The following is a 19,981-nucleotide window of genomic DNA, read 5'->3' as shown; positions in this document are numbered from 1 at the left end:
ATGCAGTACATCGATAACATTATTTTCCTGATTTTATTAGTGGCGGGATTTGGGCTGTTTGCCAAAAGTCTCCAGAAGATCTATAGAAATATCAGGTTAGGTCACGAAATCAATAGAAACGACAGAAAAGGAGAACGCTGGGAAACGATGGCTCGTGTGGCCATGGGACAGAGTAAAATGACAGCACGTCCTGTTGCAGGAGTTTTACACCTTTTTGTATATGTAGGTTTTGTGATTATTAATATTGAATTAATAGAAATTGTTGTTGATGGAATATTTGGTACACACCGTTTTTTATCAATCATTTTCGGGCATACATTTTATAATTTCTTTACAGCAACATTAGAAGTTTTAGCACTTCTAGTAGTGGTTGGGGTTGTCATTTTCTTTATTCGTAGAAATTTTTACGGAGTGAAGAGATTGACGATGAAAGAACTTTTCGGTTGGCCAAAAAATGATGCCAACTGGATTTTGATTATTGAGTTCGCCTTAATGATGGCTTTCTTTATGATGAATGCTTCAGATTTTGTTTTACAGTCAAGAGGAGTTTTACCAGAGCATGGAAGCTTCCCGATCAGTGAGATGACATTTGTTCCGTTCTTGGAAATCTTCAGCTTTGATAGCGGATTTTTGATGTTCACAGAGAAAGCTGCTTGGTGGTTCCACTTTGTAGGGATTCTTTTCTTCATGAACTATCTTTATTACTCAAAGCATTTACATATTATCCTTGCATTTCCAAGTACATGGTATGCCAATCTTGATAAAAAAGGAAAATTCAATAACCTTGAGTCTGTAACAAAGGAAATCAAATTAATGATGGACCCTAATGCAGATCCATATGCTGCACCAGCTGAAGGAGCTGAGGCTGATGTACCGTCTAAATTTGGAGCAGAAGATATCTTCGATCTGAATCAGGTACAATTGCTGAATGCTTATTCATGTACAGAATGCGGACGCTGTACTTCTGTTTGCCCGGCTAATATTACCGGTAAAAAACTTTCTCCGAGATTGATTCTGATGAAAACCAGAGACCGATTGGAAGAAGTAGGAAGAAATATTGATCAAAACGGAAAATTCGTTGATGATGGTAAAAAACTGTTGAACGATTATATCACGAAAGAAGAACTTTGGGCTTGTACCACTTGTAATGCGTGTACAGATGCTTGTCCGGTATTGCTTGACCCGCTTTCCATTATCTTTGAAATGAGAAGATTCCTGGTGATGGAACAGTCTGCTGCTCCACAGGAACTGAACCTGATGATGACCAATGTGGAAAACAACGCAGCCCCTTGGCAGTATAATCAGGCTGACCGTCTGAACTGGGCATCGGAAAACTAGATAATTAATCAATTTGAAAATTTGAAATTGATTACAGTCTACATCACTTTCAAATTTCCAAATTCTCACATTTTCAAATTGAAAAAGAAATGGATTTCACTATAAAAACAATGGCAGAGTATGCTGCCGAAGGAAAAGCTCCGGAAGTTTTATTCTGGGTTGGATGTGCGGGAAGTTTTGATGACCGTGCCAAAAAAATTACAAAAGCATTTTGCAAGATATTAAATAAAATAGGGGTTGAATTTGCAGTTCTGGGACAGGAAGAAAGCTGTACCGGAGATCCTGCGAAAAGAGCAGGAAACGAATTTGTATTCCAGATGATGGCTCTTACCAATATTGAAGTATTGAATGCTTACGAAGTAAAGAAAATCGTAACGGCTTGTCCACACTGTTTTAATACGCTTAAAAATGAATATCCAAGCCTTGGCGGGCACTTTGATGTAGTACACCATACTCAGTTCCTTAAAACCTTAATGGAAGAAGGAAGACTGAAGATTGAAGGAGGTGCATTCAGAGGGAAAAAAATTACTTTCCATGATCCATGTTATCTGGGACGTGCCAATGACGAATATGAAGCGCCAAGAATGCTTCTTGAAAAGCTGGATGCCGAACTTGTAGAAATGAAACGTTGCAAAACCAATGGTCTTTGCTGTGGAGCAGGTGGTGCACAGATGTTTAAAGAACCAGAAAAAGGAAAGAAAGACATCAATATTGAAAGAACAGAAGAAGCTTTATCTTTTGAACCTAAGGTAATTGCTACAGGATGCCCTTTCTGTAATACCATGATGACGGATGGCGTAAAACACTTTAACAAAAATACAGAAGTTGCCGTAAAAGATATCGTTGAACTTCTTGCTGAAGCAGAAGACTTATAATTGACATCTTATACAGGTTTATGAAGCTGAAATGGAGACTCTCCTTTTTGTTTATCATTTCGATACTTGCTCTTCTTACATTCTGGAATTATCAAAACAGAGTATATGATTGGGACATGCCAGGGTATCTGGGATGTATGTATACTTCGGAATTTCCAGATTCTCCGGATAAAGTTCGAATCCTTACCTATGAGGAAATAAAAAAAGAGGCTCCTGCAGAACATTATACAGACATTATCGGAATAAAGCAGTGGGACATTCCCAGGCAGTATTTCGTAAAAAATACACAATCTTTTACAGAACAATTACCCTATTTTCAGATCAAAGTAGGGTATATTCTTGTGATCACTCTCTTTTATAAGCTTGGATTATCATCGCCAATGGCTGTACTGTTTACCAGTCTTATTTCTTACTTTTTTTCTGGAGTATTATTATTTTATATTCTGAAACTCCTGTTTCCAAAGAAATACTGGCTTGCCATACTATTAACGATTGCCGCCATGCTTTTGCCACCAATGACCTACATGTCCAGGGTTTCTACGCCGGATATGTTCATCTTTCAGTTTATGCTGATCTTTATGATTGGCTTAATTAAAAAATGGAGCAAATGGGCCATGTTTGTACTTCTGTTTGGAATTACCTTTATAAGGCCGGATTATATTACATTCACCCTGACTTATATTATCGCTGTTTTCTTTTTCCGTTATTTCCAGGAAAAGAAAATTGATGTTTCTTTTATTGCGCAGGGAACAGTTCTTCTGGTCATGTATCTGGCCATTATTAAGTTTTATCATTATCCGGGATGGAAAGATCTCTTCTATGATACTTTTATCGATAGAAGACCTATTATTTCCACACATCCGATAGACGTTAGTTTAATGGACTATCTGAGTATCATTTACATTAAGATTATTTATTTCAAAAAGGTCACTTTATCGGTAGCCATTATGATTGGAGTAATTTTCTGGCGTTCCAAAGATGTATGGGTAAGAATGATTTCCGTTCTTTTCGTGGTGAATCTTTATATCAAATTCTTTTTCTTCCCGCAGTCGGCAGCATTAAGGTTTTTCTTCCCTTTTATCTTCCCGCTTTTCATTATGATGCTCTATGTGCTGAGCAAAAAATACAATGATCTTAAACTCGAGAAAATTGCGTAATTTTGTATTCAAGATGATAAGGATATTCAATCACCGTTAAATTAATATTCTGGTCAGTGATCAGAATTTATTTTGTTTGATAAATCCTTGAAAAATAAATATTTACATTATGAAAATCGAAGAATCTAATATTGTAGAAACCAACGACTACAGAGTCATTATATACCCGGCTTCAAGACCTTTTGAAACAAAAGAAGCAAAAGCTATTACCGAGAAACTATTTGATTTCCTTGCAACATGGGCAGCTCATGGAAAACCGCTTTCTTCTTCATTTAAAATTGAGAAGAATCAGTTTATCATCGTGTGTGTAGATGAAGAAAAAGAAATGGCTTCAGGATGCAGCATTGATGCTTTAGGAAAGGTAATGAGAGAAATTGATGAAGAATATCAATTAGGCCTTTTTGATAGAATGAAGGCAAGCTTTGTTGAGAACGGTGAAGTGAAAACTTTAAAATTAATTGATTTTAAAATGAAGTTGAGAAACGGAGAACTTGCAGAAGATATCCAGGTTTTTGACTTCTCTAAAAATACGTATCTGGACTTTTTAAGCCACTTCCTTCTTCCTTTGGAGAAAAGTTGGGCGGCTTCTATAAAATAATCGCTGTTAAGCTGATACAAAAGAATAATCATAAAGTGGAAAATATATTTCCACTTTTTTGTTTTAATGTATATTTGTATAGATTCGAGCAGTGACTAATGCCTAAAGTACTTTTTTTAACGACTTCCCACAGCTATAATGATGACCGCATTTTTTATCATCAGGCGAAAGCTCTTAGAGATAATGGGTATGAAGTGAAAATATGCAGTTTATATGCAGAGTATAAAGGTTGTATTGATGGGATTGAAATAGAATCTTTTGCCGTTCTTGAAGAAAGTATAGAAATGAAAATGGAAACTTTCAGTAAAGTTTGCAATACTTTTCATCCCGAATGTATCATTTGTTCTGAACCATTGGCCGTTGTAGCAGTAAAGAAATTTGTAAAAGAGCATAAGATAAGTTGTATCTATGACGTTACAGAATGGTATCCTTCCATGTCAATGCTTCAAAAGTATAGATTTCCGGCTACCATTTTTCAGGCTATAAAGTTTTCTCTTATCCAGCTGTATACTGGATTTTTAAGTACTCATTTCATTTTTGGTGAAACCACTAAGAAGTTTCCTTTAGCTTATTTTTTTGGATTTAAAAAACAGATCGTTGTTCCTTATTATCCAGATTCTCTTTACATCAGGGAAAGTATAAAACAGCTCGATCCGAACGTTATCAAGGTATGCTATACAGGTCAGATTTCTAAAGATAAAGGAATTGAAAACTTTTTCAATGCAATAGATAGGCTTCGTCAAAAACTGCCTGCACTCCATATCAGGATTCTGATTATTGGTTCAACGGTACAGGAAAGCGATGAATTCTACTTTTCATCATTATTGAAGAAATATTCTTTTGATGATATTGAGATCAGAAAACCAACAAGTTTTGAAACATTTACAGAAGCATTTGCAGATGCAGATTTATGTTTTGATCTCAGGGAAATTAACTTTGAAAACAACCATTCTTTGCCGATAAAGCTGTTCTATTTTATGGGAGCGGGAAAACCTGTTATTTACTCAAATTTAAAAGGTATCCGAAAACATATGAAGGAACTTTCATTTGGAAGTCTGGTAGATCCTCAGAATGCTGAAGCAGTCTCGGATGTGATCATTAACTATATTAGAAATCCTGAATTGTATCGTTCTCATGCGCTCAGTGCCAGAAAAGAATTTAAAGAAAAATATAATTGGGAACTTATAAAAGATTCCTTTGTTGATTTTGTAAAAAAATCTATTGATAAATAATCACCATGCAGCTTACTATCATTAAAACATTTGTCTCACGCTTTCTTATTCTGATCCTGAGTTTCGGCCTGGTGATCTATTCTACGAATATGTGGGGAAGTGAAGGTAAGGGAACCATTTCTATTGTGGTTGCCAATGCAGCAGCAGTAAGTTTTTTCAGTAGTATCTTTTCCGGAAGCAGTGCTTCTTATTTCGCCTCGAGATTTAAAATAGAAAAGGTTTTGTTATATGCCTATCTGTGGTCTCTCTTAACAGGGCTTTTAATCCCTTTTTTATTCAGTATAGCTTCTATCCAGAGTGAATATCTATTGTATCTGATCGGGATATCTGTTTTTTCTTCACTTTTATCAACCAATATCAGCTTGTTTATTGGAACACAGAATATTAAGAAGTTTAATGTTTATACTGTTTTACAGCAGCTGGTTCATATTATCTTTATAGGAATATTGGTGTATCTGTTCAGAAAGAAAGATGTTTCAGTGTATTTTCTTGCCCAGATTGGATGTCTGGCACTTCTTTTCCTTACCAGCTTTTTTCAGATTATCAAAAAATGTAATCTTTCCGAAATATCATTCTGTAAAGAGGTGGGCAGAAATATGTTTGAATATGGCTGGAAAACTCAATTGAGTGCTTTTGTACAGTTTCTCAATTACAGGCTTTCATTTTATTTCTTAGAATATTTTGAAGGCATTGCCAGTGTAGGAATATTCTCCATCGGAGTTACTTTCTCGGAAGCTATATGGACTATTACCCGCAGCATTGCTGTTATTTTATATTCAGATGTGGTGAATAGTAAAAGCAGGGAAGAATCCATAGGGAAAACCAAAGAATCTTTAAAGCTGACTTTTTTTCTGATGATAGGTTTTGTGCTGGGAATCATTATTATACCTGCTCAGGTTTATGAGATGATCTTCGGAAAAGAGTTCAGAGATACCAAAGAAATCATGCTCCTTTTATCACCGGGAATTTTTGCCATTGCAGTAAGTGATATGGTGGGACATTACTTTTCGGGAATGAGAGATTTAAAAATTCTCAATATAAAATCTATTGTTGGATTGGTGGTCACAGTTGTATTTTCTTTTATTGCCATACCTAGATGGGGAATTTTAGGAGCTTGTATTGCCACTACATCATCCTATTTTGTTTCATCTTTCCTGTTATTCAGAAAATTTTACGCTTCTACTCCCTTTAGTTTGAAAGACTATATGGTTACAAAAGAAGAAATCCAGGTTTTCAGGCAAAAATTTTTAAAGAAATAATTGTTTCGGACACATACAGAAAACAAAGTCATTTTCCTATTTTTACAAATCTATTAAGTCTTTACTATGTGCGGAATCAGCGGTTATTATTCATTCCATAAAAGTATTTCCTCTACAAATATTCTGGAAATGAATCAGGCAATCAAACATCGCGGTCCGGATGATGAAGGGTTCTGGTTATACAATGCCGGCGAAGGAGTTTCTTTTTCAGGGGACGATTCCACCCAAAAAATTAAAGACCAGTTTCCGGTTTTAAAAGATGGAAATTCTAATATTGCTTTAGGTTTCCGCAGATTATCCATTATAGATTTGTCTGAAAAAGGGCACCAGCCTATGCTCTCAGAAAATGAACAAATTATTATCACGTTTAACGGAGAGATTTATAATTTTAAAAAATTAAGGAAAGAACTTGAATCTTTAGGGTACTCTTTCCACAGTACTTCGGATACAGAAGTTATTCTCAAAGCGTATCAGGAGTGGGGAAACTCTGCTTTTGCAAAACTGGATGGGATGTTTGCGATCTGTATTGTAGATCTTATCTCTCAAAAACTGATACTGGCAAGAGACAGAGTAGGGATGAAGCCTCTTTTCTACCATCAAAATGAAGAAGGGTTGGTTTGGGCTTCAGAAATAAAAGCATTATTGAAAAATGAACTGGTAAAACCTGAAATCAACTGGGATGGAGTGTATACCAATTTTCTTTTTCAGACAACATTAGCACCTCAAACCTGTTTTCAGCATATTTTTTCCCTAGAACCTGCTTCCTTTATGACCATTGATTTAAAAGATCAGAAAATCACCACAAAAAAATTCTGGAAACTTCCTTCACAGCCTGCAAAAAGTATTTCTGAAGAAGAAGCAGTAAAAAAAATAGATGAACTTCTTTCTGAAAGTATTTCAGAACAATTATTTGCCGATGTTCCTGTTGCTATTATGATGAGCGGTGGAATTGATTCGACGTTAATTGCTTCAAAATCAAAACTTTTTAACGCTGATATTAATGCATACACTATCTCTTATCCGTTTTCTGAAGAAGAAGTTACAAATGCCGCTATAGCCGCCAGACATTTTGATGTTTTGCATGAGATAAAAGAGGTGAGTGATGAAGAAGCACTGGAACACCTTACAGAAAATATCCAGCATTTTGAAGAACCTTACAGCAGCTTTGAAGTCTTAATCAATGCAGCAAAATACGCTCATGATAAAAACTTTAAAGTCGTATTAAGCGGAAATGGAGCTGATGAACTTTTTGCCGGCTATTCCCATACGCTGAAGCTGAATAAATGGCTTCTGATGAGGAATTTCAATTTTGTAAATCCTTTTATTTTTACCAAAGATAAATTTTCACAGCGAGTTAAAAACTACTTTTCTCAGGATCATATGTTTGATTTTTTCAGACAAAGCCAGATCAGTATGAGACCGCTGGAAGTTAAAAGTCTTATAAACCCAGATATTTACAGTAAAATTGATTCGGACCTTTCAAATTATCATCTTTCAGAAGGAAAAAATTATAGCGGGTATTTTGAATATGATATGAAATATTCACTCTCTTCCCATCACGTTTTCCGGGATGATCTGAGTGCGATGAAGTATAGTGTGGAATTTCGTTATCCTTATCTGAGTAACAGCCTGATAGATTATGTATCAGCACTTCCGCAGAATATTAGATTTAATGGAGTTCAGAATAAACCTTTATTACGTAAAACAGCTGAAAAATATCTTCCTCAGGAAGTTTTGAATATGCCCAAGAAAGGATTTTCATTTCCGGTTAATTATTTCATTAAAAATGAGCAAAAAGTAAGAGACTTTATTACTGAAAATCTTGAACGTTTGAAAAAGAGAAATTTCTTTAATCCAGCCGTAATTGATGAGTGGTGGAATCATCAGGAGTATGAGTATGATTGGGTGAAAATATGGCAGCTGGTTACCTTTGAGCTCTGGTATCAGAAATATTTTGAAAAATAAAGAAGCAGTCTAAAGATTAATATTTTACCTTTGTATTTATGATGAAATATTTTTGGGGCATTTTTGTAGCGGTTTTTGCACTCATCAGTTGTAAAAGTGATGATGATTCTTTGCAGAGAATAGATCAGGTACTTAATATCTATATGAAAAACAGTGCTGGTCAGGATCTTCTGAACAGTAAACTTACAGGATCTTATACAGGGTATTCCGTGAATGATATTTTTGGAACGAAAGATATTGCTCCGGTAAGTATTTCGTTAAAAACATCACCCGAGTCATTATACTATATGGAATATCTTGCAGGAGCAAAAAGAAGAAGACTGGATTCTATCAGCCCGGATCAACCAGGAACAGGAACTTCTTTCCATTCCAAAATGTTGATTACCTTTACAAAAAGTACCAATGTTAGTGATAATGTTACCGGGACATTGGAAGTTCAATATCGTAATACACCTACTGCATTTCAGGTTTCAAAGGTATTGTATGACGGAAATGAAGTGTTTTCAAAAGATGCTGATGCACCTACTTCAATAAATACCGTTACGATCACAAAATAATTTTTAAATTTGTACAATTGTTAGCTTATTATGAGCTAAACATCTAATATTTAACATCTAAATAAAATGTTACAAGTCAATTTTTTGCGCGACAATAAAGAACGCGTTTTAGAAGGTCTTAAGAAAAGACAATTCAAAAATCTTGAGTTGGTAGACGAGGCTATCGCTGCCGACGAAGAAAGAAAAAGAATCCAGTTTGAACTAGATTCCCAACTTTCCGAAATCAACAAAATTTCGAAAGAAATCGGACTTTTGATGAAAGAAGGGAAAAAAGAAGAAGCGGAATCAGCAAAATCTAAAACAGCACAATACAAAGAGTCGAGCTCAGAATTGAAATCCCAGCTAGAAGTTAAAGAAAATGATTTACTGAATATTCTGTATCAGCTACCCAACATTCCAAATGAATTGGTAAAGAGTGGTGCTTCTGCCGATGATAACGAAATCATTTTCCAGTCTCATCCTGTAGAAGGCCTTGGTGAAGGTGCAATCCCTCACTGGGAACTGGCAAAAAAATACAACCTGATTGATTTTGAATTAGGGGTGAAAATTGCCGGAGCAGGTTTTCCTGTTTATTTAGGAAAAGGAGCGAGATTACAGAGAGCTTTGGTTCAGTATTTCTTAGATAAAAACGTAGAAAAAGGATATACAGAAGTGAATCCTCCTCACGTTGTGAATGAGGCTTCAGGTTTTGGTACCGGGCAGCTGCCAGATAAAGAAGGACAGATGTATTATATCAACGAAGATAGATTATATCTTATTCCTACAGCAGAGGTTCCTGTAACGAACCTTTACCGTGATGTATTGCTTGAGGAAAAAGACCTTCCGATTAAAAATACAGCATTCTCTCAGTGTTACAGAAGAGAAGCGGGAAGCTACGGAGCTCACGTAAGAGGATTGAACCGTCTTCACCAGTTTGAAAAAGTAGAAATCGTAAGAATTGAAAAACCGGAAAATTCTTATGCTGTTCTGGAAGAAATGGTAGAGCACATCAAAGAAATCCTTACCGATCTTGAGCTTCCGTTCAGAGTATTAAGACTTTGTGGAGGTGATACAGGTTTTGCATCTGCAATGACGTATGACTTTGAAGTATGGAGTGCTGCTCAGGAAATGTGGTTAGAAGTAAGCTCTGTATCTAACTTTGAAACCTTCCAGGCTAACAGATTGAAATGCCGTTACAAAGGAGATGGTAAATCTCAGTTGGTTCATACCTTAAACGGATCAGCAATGGCATTACCAAGAATTATGGCTGCATTGCTGGAGAACAACCAGACAGCAGAAGGAATTAAGCTTCCTAAAAAGGTTGCAGAATATGCGAGATTTGATGTTATCAACTAAGCGAATCTTTTGATTTAATATATAAAAAAACCACCGATCTTCGGTGGTTTTTACTTTTATTCCGTAACGATGATAATCTTTTTATCTGCGTTTTTGAGTTTTGTATCCTGGTCATAAATGGCTTTCAGATCATAATCTATTCTTATGGAATGGTCGTCAATCTGTTTTACCCAATCATGTTTACCTGAAATTGATTTTATTTTATTTTCAAATTTTAAGGTTGTACCAATCTTTTTAAAAAACATTACCATCATACCAGCTACTTTCTCAGCTTCTTCCTTTGAACTTTTGGTTTTGACAGCCTCTTCAATACTTTTAAGATTAAAATTTTCTGTATCGATAGTGAGGGTTTTTCCATCCCAGCTATTGTATATATTTTGATCTAAAGGGATTTTTTCAGTCTTTGTAAAACTTTTCAAAACCAAATAATCTTCTGGAGTAAAATGGTCCATTTTAAAAGAAAATCCTGCCAGCTTGTTGTCTTCTTTTGTGGATTTCATGAAAACCTTTTTCATGATTCTGATGGAGTCCGGATTTTCAGTTTTTAATTTTCCTTCTTTTTTAGAAAGATCATACATACTTGTCCAGGTAGTCGGAAGTCTGTCCATTTCTCCAAATTCTTTCTGCTTTAAGGAATCTGGTGTCATAGCCATCATCTCAGCCATAAACTCCCTTGTATCGATATCTGTGATAGAAGAGGAGGCAGCATCTTTATGATAGACAATTTCAGAATTGATACTGCAGGATTGCAGGATAAAAAGACTTATCAGAAATAAGATGATGGTTTTATTCATAGTAGATTTAAATACAAATTAATGGCAGTTAACGGCTCCGTTCGGGTCTTTAATAATTGTCATGGCTTCTGCCTTAGGAGAAACATACGGTATTCCAAGTTCAAGACCTCTCAGAATGAATAATCCTCCTAAAATAATCATGATTACCGGAACAGCTTTTAAGACTTTTACTCTAAAGGCTTGATTCATGAGATTTCCGGCCAGAACTATGGCAAACATGAACGGAAGGGTTCCAAGACCAAATAAAGCCATATATAAAGCTCCCTGCCATATTCCTCCTCCTGCAAGGCTGGCGGTAAGTGCCATATATACCATTCCACACGGTAAAAAGCCATTTAATAGACCTGTTGTAAATCTTGAACGGTAATCTGCTTTCTGAAGTAATTTTCCTAAATTCATTTTTACGCTGTACAGAAACTTGGATAGGAAAGGAATTTTTGAAGCAAAATCTTTTCCGCCAAATGAAAATACAGCCATAATGATCAGAAGAACCCCAGCAGTAATGGTAAGATATTTTTGAAAGCCTGCCATTTCAAATCCCTGCCCGATAATTCCGAGAAGTGCACCCAATAAGGAATAGGTGAAAATTCTTCCGAATTGATAAGTAAGGTTCTGAAGATAGAAATTGGCTGCCTGTTTTTTGGTTAATCCCATCGATAAAGCAATAGGTCCGCACATTCCGATACAGTGAAAACCGGAAGCAAAGCCTAAAGCAATAGCCGATACAATAAGTCCTATTTCCATATCACATCATAATCCATTCGGTAGTCTGTTTTATCTTTTGTCCAACTTAATCTTAACGTGTAGTTTCCTACTTTTAATACCTGTGCTGGTATTGTGAAAGACTGGCTGGCATCAAGCTGTACAGATTTTTTAATGTCTAAATTCTGGTCGTCGGTTCTGTTTAAAACAAATTTTACCGTAGTATTTGAGTTATTATATTCTTTTGGAAAAGTAATTTTTATTCCTTGAGTATCCTGGCTGTATACAGGTTTTTCCTGAAGATCATCTGCTTTTTTCTTAGCATCAATCACATCCTGGTACTTCAACTCTTCTTCGTAATAATTATCGGTTACCATTTCAGAGTTCTTCTGCCCGTTCGGGAAAAGAAACATCATGGATAATATAAAAACTATGAATGCTAATAGTGCAATTACAACACCATGTCCCCAACTAAAGTTCTTCATCTTTTTCTAATTAAAATTGCAGTTTAAATGGTCCTTCAAAATAGGTCTGATATGAGTCTACCAATTTACCCTTCATATCGTAAACACCAATGGTAATATTCTGTTTAGAGAGTTTCATATCATTTTCCGGGAAGCTGATATTAATTGTCCCTTTTGAAATTTTATCTCTGTCTACCTGAATCTTACTTGATGCACTGTAAGTAATTTCACCATGTGCCGGATCTATTACTTTGATGGTAACGATTTTTTTCTCGTTCGTTTTATTAAGGAAAGTATAATTATAAGTATTGGTAATTTTACCGTCTCTTACAAAGAATGTGCTACCTGCCGGTTTGATGAATTTAGCCTCCATCTCACCACGGCTGTAAAGAAGATATCCCAGGAATCCTACAAGAAGGAACAGGAATATTGAGAAACCTTTCATTCTTCCTGTAAACTTGAATTGAGTTTCTTTTTCAATTTCGTTTTCAGAAGCATAGCGGATCAATCCTTTTGGAAGACCTACTTTTTCCATCACTTCATCACAGGCATCAATACATGCAGTACAGTTGATACATTCCAGCTGTTGTCCGTCTCTGATATCAATTCCCGTTGGGCAAACTACTACACATTGATGACAGTCGATACAATCTCCCTTGCCAGCAGCTTTTCTGTCTTCACCTTTTCTCCATTTTGATCTTCCTTCCCCTCTTTTGAAATCATAAAATACATTGATGGTATCTTTATCAATCAATACACCCTGAAGTCTTCCGTATGGACAAACCAATGTACAAACCTGTTCTCTGAACCACGCAAATACAAAGTAAAATGCTGCGGTAAGAAGAATCATCACAATAAAATTGGTAGGATGTGCAAATGGTCCTTCGCCAACGATCTTAAATACCTCTTCATATCCTACGATATACATGAACATAAAGTGGGTGATGACCAATGAAATGATAATATAAACAGTCCATTTTAAACTTCTTTTCCAGATCTTCTCACTGTTCCACTCCTGTCTGTCCAGCTTCATCTGCTTGTTTCGGTCACCTTCAATCAGATATTCGATTTTACGGAAGATAGATTCCATAAAAATTGTCTGAGGGCAAATCCACCCGCAGAAAATTCTTCCGAATGCAATCGTAAAAACAATAATAAAGATTAAAGAGGCGATAGCACCTAAAGTAAGGATAAAGAAGTCCTGTGGATAGAAAGGCTGTCCAAAGATGAAAAACTCCCTGTCTATTACATTAAACATCAACAATGGGTTGCCATTGATTTTGATGAATGGTAATGCAAAATAAATAATTAATAAAAGGTAACTTACAATGTTTCTGTAGTTGGTATATTTCCCTTTTGGTTTCCTAGGAAATACCCATCTTCTTTTTCCGGATTGCTCCATTGTCCCTATAGAATCTCTGTAAGTCTCAGGGTCCAGAACCTGTCCCTGTCCGCCGCGTACTTCTATTTCTTCTATGTCTGACATATGTAATAGGTTTTAAAAAAGAAAAAACATAATTCGTTACTATTTTAATCTAATAACAAATTATGTTTTTTTCATATGTTTTCTAATTTTTTAAATTATTCTTTTTCCCAATGTGCTTCAGTTCCTTGAGGAGCTGCTCCTCCCTGAGCCTGAGTCACTGGTGGTTGTTCCTGATTGATGTGATATACATACGCGGCAATCTTCTCAATCTCTGCACCTGAAACTTCTCCGTTTTTACCGAATGCTCTCATGGCAGGGTTAGTAGGAGAACCATTCCAGTCCATATGGAATACGTTTTTGAATAACGTTTTCTCAGGCTGGTTGATCCAGTAGTTATCAGTAAGGTTTGGTCCGATACCTCCACTACCGTCTTCTTTGTGACAAGATGCACAGTTTGTTTTGAATAATTCTTTACCTTCTGCAATGTTATCAGCTGAATATTTAGCTGTTTCAATCGTTACAGGAGGCTGAGTTTTTTGGTATTCTTCAATACTTGCTAACTGTTCTTTATATTCTTTTTCATATTCGCTTAACGGGTGAGCGAAGTCTGTGAAAGAGTATGCTGCAATATATACAATACAAAAAGCGGTCCCAAAATAGAATAAACCTACCCACCATTTCGGTAATTGGTTATCCAACTCCATGATTCCGTCGAAACCGTGGTCGATAAGGATATCCTTTTCTTCAGAAGCAGATTGCTTTTTGAATGCACTTTGGTACAATCTTTTGAAATAAGGAACTTTCTTTTCAGCTAAATAAGCTGCCTTTTCTTCAGGAGATAATTTCTTGAATTTGTTGTTCTCGATAAGGTCTCCGATTGCTCCATGAATGTAAGCAAGGATCCCAGCGATAACAACAGTTCCCCAGAAGTAAGGTGAAGAAAGGAACGCGTAGCTCTGTACAAATAAATAATAAAAAACTATTAAAAGTCCGATTATTATTAAGATGTTTATAACAACAGGTGTTCTTTGTTTCATAAAAAATAGTTTAATTTTTTAAATTAAAATCGTCATCTTCATCATCCCCAAGAGGTGCCTCTTCTTCTTCTTTGTAATATTTTTTAGGTCTGCTAAAAACATAGATTACCAAAGCGATGAAGAACAGCATAAAGAAAATCAGAGCCAGCGTCTGGTAGAAACCAGCATTTTCTGTATTGGATAATATATCTTTAAAATTCTGAGGAATCATAGTATGAACCTTTTAATGTTTTTAGTTATTACTTGCTGTTTTGATTTCAGTTGTTTTGATATCAGTTCCTAATCTCTGAAGATAAGAAATAAGAGCTACAATTTCTTTTTTCTCTAATTCTCCCTGAGGTCTCTTCGCATAAGCCTGCTTAAGGTCATTTGCTTCAGAGAAGATATCTTTCACAATTTTTGCCGATTGGTTGTTTGCCCATGTATCTGCAGAATCGATTTCAGCCTTAGTATAAGGTACATCGAATACATTCTTCATCAGCTTCATCTTGTCTACCATCTTAGTTCTGTCTAAGTCAGTAGCAATTAACCAAGGGTAACGAGGCATGATAGAACCTGCAGAAGTTGATCTTGGGTTATACATGTGTTTGTAGTGCCAAGAACTTGGGTTTTTACCACCTTCTCTATGTAAATCCGGTCCTGTTCTCTTAGAACCCCATAGGAATGGTCTGTCGTATACGAATTCTCCAGCTTTGGAGTATTGTCCGTTTTTACCGTTGAATCTTGTAATCTCATCTCTGAACGGTCTGATCATCTGAGAGTGACAAGCGTTACATCCTTCACGGATATAGATATCTCTACCTTCAAGTTCAAGTGGTGAATAAGGCTTCACTGCAGAAATTGTAGGTACACTTTTCTTAAGAGATAGTGTAGGGATAATTTCAATTGAACTACCGATAGATATTGTAAAGAAAGAAAGAATACCTAATAATACCGGAGTTCTTTCAAGCCAAAGGTGAGTACCTTCTCCTTCTTTTCTGTTTTTACTGATGTTTGCCAACGCTGGAGCTTCAGCAGGAACTTCTTTCTGGAATGATCCTTTTCTTACTGTAGCGATTACGTTTACAATCATTAGGATAGATCCTGAGATATAGAATAAACCTCCTACGAATCTCATTTTGAAGTAAGGAATAATTGCCGTTACCGTATCCAACCAGTTTTTCCATAATAATGTTCCATCCGGGTTGAATTGCTTCCACATTAATCCTTGTGTAAATCCTGAAATATACATTGGAACTGCATAGAAAATAATTCCTAAAGTACCTAACCAGAAATGCCAGTTAGCTAATTTTACAGACCAAAGTTTTGTTCTCCACATGATTGGTACCAAATAATAGATAACCCCGAATGCCATGAAACCATTCCATCCAAGAGCTCCTAAGTGTACGTGACCGATAACCCAGTCTGTAAAGTGACCAATTTTGTTGATGTTTTTAGTTGCCAAAAGCGGTCCTTCAAACGTTGCCATACCATAACAGGTAACAGCTACTACGAAGAACTTAAGGATAGGATTTTCTCTTACTTTATCCCAAGCTCCTCTTAGTGTAAGAAGACCATTTAACATACCTCCCCAAGATGGTGCAATAAGCATGATAGAGAACCCTGTTCCTACCGCCTGAGCCCAAGCTGGAAGAGCTGTATACTGAAGGTGGTGAGGACCAGCCCAGATATATACGAAAATTAATGACCAGAAGTGAATAATAGACAGCTTATAAGAGAATACCGGTCTGTCTGCAGCCTTCGGAAGGAAGTAATACATTAAACCTAGAACCGGAGTTGTCAATACGAATGCAACCGCATTGTGTCCATACCACCACTGTACAATAGCATCTTTTACCCCTGCATATGCTGAATAAGATTTCCAGCCTGTGAAAGATAAAGGTACTTCAAGGTTGTTGAAGATGTGAAGCATTGCTACTGCAATCCAAGTACCAATGTAGAACCAGATGGCTACATAAAGGTGTCTCACTCTTCTCTTAGAAATAGTCAGGAACATATTGATACCAAAAATGATCCATGAGAATGCGATCAATATGTCGATCGGCCACTCGTGTTCAGCATATTCCTTAGAGGTATTGATCCCCATAAAGAAGGTAACGAACGTAGCAACGATCATAAACTGCCAAGTCCAGAAATGTAACCAAGACAATGTGTCACTGTACATTCTTGTTTTTAATAATCTCTGTAATGAGTAATAAATACCCGTGTAAACGATGTTACAAACGAATGCAAAGATTACGGTATTGGTGTGCAACATTCTGATTCTACCAAAACCAAATGCACCATGAGTGTTTATTAACCCTTCAATATTACCAGATGCCAAACTTTTAATGGTTGTGTCATCCGTCCCGAAAAAGAATTCAGGTAATTCCGGGTAGAAAAGCATTAATGCCGCCGTAAGCCCGAACGTAAATCCAATGAGACCGAAAACTAAGGTCGCATAAAGGAACGCACGGACAATACTATTGTCATAACTAAACTTCTGTGTTTCCATATCAACTATTCACTATTTTTCTCAATTTTTATTATTTTCTCCTATTTCTTTCTCGTCTTTATTTTTGTCGCCAGTTTCATCATTTTCTTTGACCTTTTCGTCATCGAAAAGAATTCTGACAGCAGGAGATTCATCATCTTCAAACTGTCCTTTTCGGGCATACACTATAAATACGACCAAGAAAATCGCAGCTAAAGAAACACTGCAGAGGATCATTAAATATAGAATATCCATTGGACAACAAAATTAACCTATTTTCGGGGTTCAAATTTAGTGAAAAATAATGACATTCATCACGAAATGCCGATTTCAGCTAATTTAAAATCAGTCTAAATAAGGGCTTCTACGCCTGTTTTTTGAAATGTTTACGACCTAAAATCCAGGTTGAAAGTGTAGTAAAGGTAACCACCGTGATGGAACTGATTGGCATAATGATTGCAGCAAAGAGCGGATGCATATGCCCTGTAACAGCGTAACTTAAACCAACAATATTGTACAGAAAACTGATTATAAATGTCATTTTCACAATGGTAATAGAACCCTTACAAACGTTCAGGTAATTGTCCAGAGTAACTACTTTATCTCCATTCATAATCACATCAGAAGATGGGGTAAAACTGTTTGTATCGTCAGCAATAGCAATTCCTACATTACTTTGTTTTAAAGCACCTGCATCATTAAGACCGTCTCCAAGCATTGCAACTTTTAAGTGTTGATCCTGAAGGGATTTTATGTAGTTTAACTTGTCTTCCGGGCTTTGATTAAAGGCCATTCCTTTGTAATTAGGGATAAGCTCTTTAAGCTGATTTTCTTCTGAGGAATTGTCTCCGCTCAGGATAAATATTTTGTAGTGGGTAAGTTTTGTAAAAAGTTCTTTCAGCTTCGGACGGTATTCGTTTTTAAAGATGAATTTTCCTAAGTATTCTCCGTTTTTGCTGATGTGAACTGCTGTTTCAAGGTTTTTAGGCTCCTGGTTATTGTAGCGTGCAGAACCAATTTTATACAGATTTCCTCTTACACTGGCCTCATATCCTTTTCCTGAGATTTCAACAAATTTCTCTACAGGGAAATACTCATCGTTCATTTCAATGAATTCGTACAATGATTTTGAAAGCGGGTGGTTGGAATTTTTTAATAAAGTCTTAATATTCAGAGAATCAAATTCATTGATCTCGGAACCTTCGTATTTTATATTTGATTTCTTTCTGTGAGTAATGGTTCCTGTTTTATCAAAAACAATCGTGTCCAGCTTAGCAATTTTTTCAATCGTTAAAGTATCTTTTACATAAAACTTATTTCGGCCTAAAATCCTCATAATGTGACCGAAAGTAAACGGTGCAGACAAGGCAAGCGCACAAGGACATGCAATAATCAGAATGGCTGAAATAACCTGGAACATAATTTTTAAATCAATAAAATACCAATACGTTCCTGCGACTAAAGCGATACCTAAAATAATGAATGTGAAATATTTGCTGACATTATTTGTAAGAGTGTCAAGACCCGTTTCGTGTTTTTTAAATGCTTCCTTATTCCAAAGCTGAGTTAAGTAACTTTGGTCCACATTTTTAATCACTTCAAGCTCTAAAGAAGATCCTACCTGTTTCCCTCCTGCGAAAATTTTATCTCCAGGCTGTTTGCTGATACTTTCACTTTCTCCCGTGATGAAACTGTTGTCTATATTTCCTTCTCCGTTGATCAGGATAGCGTCTACCGGAATGATTTCCTGGTTTCTAACCAGAATTCTATCACCCACTTTTATTTCAGACAGTAAAATATTATCCTGTTTTCCTTCGAAATCAACTTTCGTTACGGCAATCGGGTAGAAGGATTTATAATCTCTGTCATAGGACAGAGCGCTGTATGTTCTTTTCTGGAAAATTTTCCCGAGAAGCATGAAGAATAAAAGTCCACAAAGAGTGTCGAAATATCCTGGTCCATAATCTGTTACTACTTCATAGATACTTCTTCCGTATAGAACAAAAATTCCTAAGACAATCGGAACATCAATATTGACAATCTTATTTTTTAAACCGTACCATGCAGATTTATAATAATCTGAAGCTGAATAAAATACAACAGGTGTTGCCAGAAGGAAAATCAGAGTTCTGAATAAACCTCTGTAATGTTCCATCCAATAATCTTCTCCTCCAATATATTCAGGAAAAGCAAGGAACATTCCGTTACCAAAAGCAAAGGCAGCAATAGCAAATTTAACCAATAAAGATTTGTCAAGGTGATCTTCATTTTTATCAGCAGTTTCAAGGCTGATGACCGGTTTATATCCTAGATTGGTTAAGAATTTAGCGAGTTCGCTTAATTTCAGATCGTTATGGTTGAAGGAGATCTGTAAGGTCTTTCTTGTGAAGTTAACCTGCGAATATTTAATGTGCTTATTTAATGTATGAAGGCTTTCCAATAGCCAGATACAGGAAGAACAGTGAATGACAGGGATTTTGAAAGTAACAAGACTGGTGCTTCCTTCAGAGAAATCAGTGACTTTCTCAAAGATTTCCGGTGTGTCTAAGTAATCAAACTGAGAAGAATTTTCATCATTCGGACGAATTCCGGCACCTTTATTAAGCTCATAGAAATTGCCTAAATGATTTAAATTTAGAATCTCGTAAACAGACTTACATCCATTACAACAGAAAGTCTTTTCATCAAATAAAATTCTCTCTTTTTCTATCCCTTGACCACAATGAAAACAGTTCTCGCTCACCCCATAAAATATTGAACTACAAAATT

18 protein-coding genes are annotated in these 19,981 nt (G+C 36.0%); 9 read left to right on the top strand and 9 right to left on the bottom strand.

Annotation, left to right across the window (positions count from 1 at the left end; genetic code table 11):
• From ACKTTZ_RS06405 to serS, 9 genes are all read left to right on the top strand, one after another.
• Nucleotides 1–1,338 carry a 4Fe-4S dicluster domain-containing protein gene (locus ACKTTZ_RS06405; protein ID WP_407847885.1) on the top strand — a complete coding sequence of 446 codons (1,338 nt, stop codon included), beginning with the start codon at nucleotides 1–3 and terminating at the stop codon, nucleotides 1,336–1,338.
• Between the two features lie 89 nt (nucleotides 1,339–1,427).
• A complete protein-coding gene (locus ACKTTZ_RS06400) occupies nucleotides 1,428–2,213 on the top strand; it encodes a (Fe-S)-binding protein (RefSeq protein ID WP_034692631.1) in 786 nt (261 codons plus the stop codon).
• Between the two features lie 20 nt (nucleotides 2,214–2,233).
• Nucleotides 2,234–3,370 (top strand): hypothetical protein, encoded by a 1,137-nt coding sequence (locus ACKTTZ_RS06395; protein ID WP_407847883.1) that lies wholly within the window; start codon nucleotides 2,234–2,236, stop codon nucleotides 3,368–3,370.
• Nucleotides 3,371–3,479: 109 nt separating this feature from the next.
• Nucleotides 3,480–3,968, top strand: a complete 489-nt coding sequence (locus ACKTTZ_RS06390) for a hypothetical protein (RefSeq protein WP_407847881.1) — start codon at nucleotides 3,480–3,482, stop codon at nucleotides 3,966–3,968.
• Nucleotides 3,969–4,066: 98 nt separating this feature from the next.
• Nucleotides 4,067–5,200: a glycosyltransferase gene (locus ACKTTZ_RS06385; RefSeq protein ID WP_407847879.1), complete on the top strand. Its 1,134-nt coding sequence runs from the start codon at nucleotides 4,067–4,069 to the stop codon at nucleotides 5,198–5,200.
• Between the two features lie 5 nt (nucleotides 5,201–5,205).
• A complete protein-coding gene (locus ACKTTZ_RS06380) occupies nucleotides 5,206–6,459 on the top strand; it encodes a lipopolysaccharide biosynthesis protein (RefSeq protein WP_407847877.1) in 1,254 nt (417 codons plus the stop codon).
• Between the two features lie 129 nt (nucleotides 6,460–6,588).
• Nucleotides 6,589–8,424, top strand: a complete 1,836-nt coding sequence (gene asnB, locus ACKTTZ_RS06375) for an asparagine synthase (glutamine-hydrolyzing) (protein WP_407847875.1) — start codon at nucleotides 6,589–6,591, stop codon at nucleotides 8,422–8,424.
• A gap of 38 nt (nucleotides 8,425–8,462) precedes the next feature.
• The gene (locus ACKTTZ_RS06370) at nucleotides 8,463–8,981 is read left to right on the top strand and encodes a hypothetical protein (protein WP_034692619.1); all 519 of its coding nucleotides are present in this window, start codon (nucleotides 8,463–8,465) and stop codon (nucleotides 8,979–8,981) included.
• 66 nt (nucleotides 8,982–9,047) lie between these two features.
• Nucleotides 9,048–10,316, top strand: coding sequence for a serine--tRNA ligase (gene serS / locus ACKTTZ_RS06365; RefSeq protein ID WP_034692616.1), 1,269 nt, complete (start codon nucleotides 9,048–9,050; stop codon nucleotides 10,314–10,316).
• A 56-nt stretch (nucleotides 10,317–10,372) separates the two neighbouring features.
• Here the strand turns inward: serS and ACKTTZ_RS06360 are convergent, their stop codons facing one another.
• The 9 genes from ACKTTZ_RS06360 to ACKTTZ_RS06320 form a co-directional block, all read right to left on the bottom strand.
• Complete coding sequence (locus ACKTTZ_RS06360) at nucleotides 10,373–11,110, bottom strand: hypothetical protein (protein ID WP_034692615.1); 738 nt, start codon at nucleotides 11,108–11,110, stop codon at nucleotides 10,373–10,375.
• Nucleotides 11,111–11,128: 18 nt separating this feature from the next.
• Nucleotides 11,129–11,854 carry a sulfite exporter TauE/SafE family protein gene (locus ACKTTZ_RS06355; protein ID WP_034692613.1) on the bottom strand — a complete coding sequence of 242 codons (726 nt, stop codon included), beginning with the start codon at nucleotides 11,852–11,854 and terminating at the stop codon, nucleotides 11,129–11,131.
• Nucleotides 11,845–12,297, bottom strand: coding sequence for a FixH family protein (locus ACKTTZ_RS06350; protein WP_034692611.1), 453 nt, complete (start codon nucleotides 12,295–12,297; stop codon nucleotides 11,845–11,847). The genes ACKTTZ_RS06355 and ACKTTZ_RS06350 overlap by 10 nt, the downstream gene beginning before the upstream one ends.
• Nucleotides 12,298–12,307: 10 nt before the next feature.
• Nucleotides 12,308–13,762, bottom strand: a complete 1,455-nt coding sequence (gene ccoG, locus ACKTTZ_RS06345; protein ID WP_034692608.1) for a cytochrome c oxidase accessory protein CcoG — start codon at nucleotides 13,760–13,762, stop codon at nucleotides 12,308–12,310.
• 95 nt (nucleotides 13,763–13,857) lie between these two features.
• Nucleotides 13,858–14,739, bottom strand: coding sequence for a cbb3-type cytochrome c oxidase N-terminal domain-containing protein (locus tag ACKTTZ_RS06340; protein WP_079243485.1), 882 nt, complete (start codon nucleotides 14,737–14,739; stop codon nucleotides 13,858–13,860).
• A gap of 10 nt (nucleotides 14,740–14,749) precedes the next feature.
• Nucleotides 14,750–14,950, bottom strand: coding sequence for a cbb3-type cytochrome c oxidase subunit 3 (locus ACKTTZ_RS06335; protein WP_002983870.1), 201 nt, complete (start codon nucleotides 14,948–14,950; stop codon nucleotides 14,750–14,752).
• A gap of 21 nt (nucleotides 14,951–14,971) precedes the next feature.
• A complete protein-coding gene (gene ccoN, locus ACKTTZ_RS06330) occupies nucleotides 14,972–17,233 on the bottom strand; it encodes a cytochrome-c oxidase, cbb3-type subunit I (protein WP_034692602.1) in 2,262 nt (753 codons plus the stop codon).
• Nucleotides 17,234–17,254: 21 nt separating this feature from the next.
• Nucleotides 17,255–17,467, bottom strand: coding sequence for a cbb3-type cytochrome oxidase assembly protein CcoS (ccoS, locus tag ACKTTZ_RS06325; RefSeq protein WP_034692599.1), 213 nt, complete (start codon nucleotides 17,465–17,467; stop codon nucleotides 17,255–17,257).
• A gap of 109 nt (nucleotides 17,468–17,576) precedes the next feature.
• Nucleotides 17,577–19,955, bottom strand: a complete 2,379-nt coding sequence (locus ACKTTZ_RS06320; RefSeq protein WP_034692597.1) for a heavy metal translocating P-type ATPase metal-binding domain-containing protein — start codon at nucleotides 19,953–19,955, stop codon at nucleotides 17,577–17,579.
• Nucleotides 19,956–19,981: the final 26 nt, after the last annotated feature.

Source organism: Chryseobacterium sp. KCF3-3, assembly GCF_045865955.1.
Classification (GTDB): domain Bacteria; phylum Bacteroidota; class Bacteroidia; order Flavobacteriales; family Weeksellaceae; genus Chryseobacterium.
This window is presented reverse-complemented; position numbering and strand designations above follow the sequence as displayed.

Bases quoted from the DNA above. Each gene is read 5' to 3' on its own strand.
- ACKTTZ_RS06405 (WP_407847885.1), top strand. From the start codon at position 1: ATGCAGTACATCGATAACATTATTTTCCTGATTTTATTAGTGGCGGGA.
- ACKTTZ_RS06400 (WP_034692631.1), top strand. From the start codon at position 1,428: ATGGATTTCACTATAAAAACAATGGCAGAGTATGCTGCCGAAGGAAAA.
- ACKTTZ_RS06395 (WP_407847883.1), top strand. From the start codon at position 2,234: ATGAAGCTGAAATGGAGACTCTCCTTTTTGTTTATCATTTCGATACTT.
- ACKTTZ_RS06390 (WP_407847881.1), top strand. From the start codon at position 3,480: ATGAAAATCGAAGAATCTAATATTGTAGAAACCAACGACTACAGAGTC.
- ACKTTZ_RS06385 (WP_407847879.1), top strand. From the start codon at position 4,067: ATGCCTAAAGTACTTTTTTTAACGACTTCCCACAGCTATAATGATGAC.
- ACKTTZ_RS06380 (WP_407847877.1), top strand. From the start codon at position 5,206: ATGCAGCTTACTATCATTAAAACATTTGTCTCACGCTTTCTTATTCTG.
- asnB (WP_407847875.1), top strand. From the start codon at position 6,589: ATGAATCAGGCAATCAAACATCGCGGTCCGGATGATGAAGGGTTCTGG.
- ACKTTZ_RS06370 (WP_034692619.1), top strand. From the start codon at position 8,463: ATGATGAAATATTTTTGGGGCATTTTTGTAGCGGTTTTTGCACTCATC.
- serS (WP_034692616.1), top strand. From the start codon at position 9,048: ATGTTACAAGTCAATTTTTTGCGCGACAATAAAGAACGCGTTTTAGAA.
- ACKTTZ_RS06360 (WP_034692615.1), bottom strand. From the start codon at position 11,110: ATGAATAAAACCATCATCTTATTTCTGATAAGTCTTTTTATCCTGCAA.
- ACKTTZ_RS06355 (WP_034692613.1), bottom strand. From the start codon at position 11,854: ATGGAAATAGGACTTATTGTATCGGCTATTGCTTTAGGCTTTGCTTCC.
- ACKTTZ_RS06350 (WP_034692611.1), bottom strand. From the start codon at position 12,297: ATGAAGAACTTTAGTTGGGGACATGGTGTTGTAATTGCACTATTAGCA.
- ccoG (WP_034692608.1), bottom strand. From the start codon at position 13,762: ATGTCAGACATAGAAGAAATAGAAGTACGCGGCGGACAGGGACAGGTT.
- ACKTTZ_RS06340 (WP_079243485.1), bottom strand. From the start codon at position 14,739: ATGAAACAAAGAACACCTGTTGTTATAAACATCTTAATAATAATCGGA.
- ACKTTZ_RS06335 (WP_002983870.1), bottom strand. From the start codon at position 14,950: ATGATTCCTCAGAATTTTAAAGATATATTATCCAATACAGAAAATGCT.
- ccoN (WP_034692602.1), bottom strand. From the start codon at position 17,233: ATGGAAACACAGAAGTTTAGTTATGACAATAGTATTGTCCGTGCGTTC.
- ccoS (WP_034692599.1), bottom strand. From the start codon at position 17,467: ATGGATATTCTATATTTAATGATCCTCTGCAGTGTTTCTTTAGCTGCG.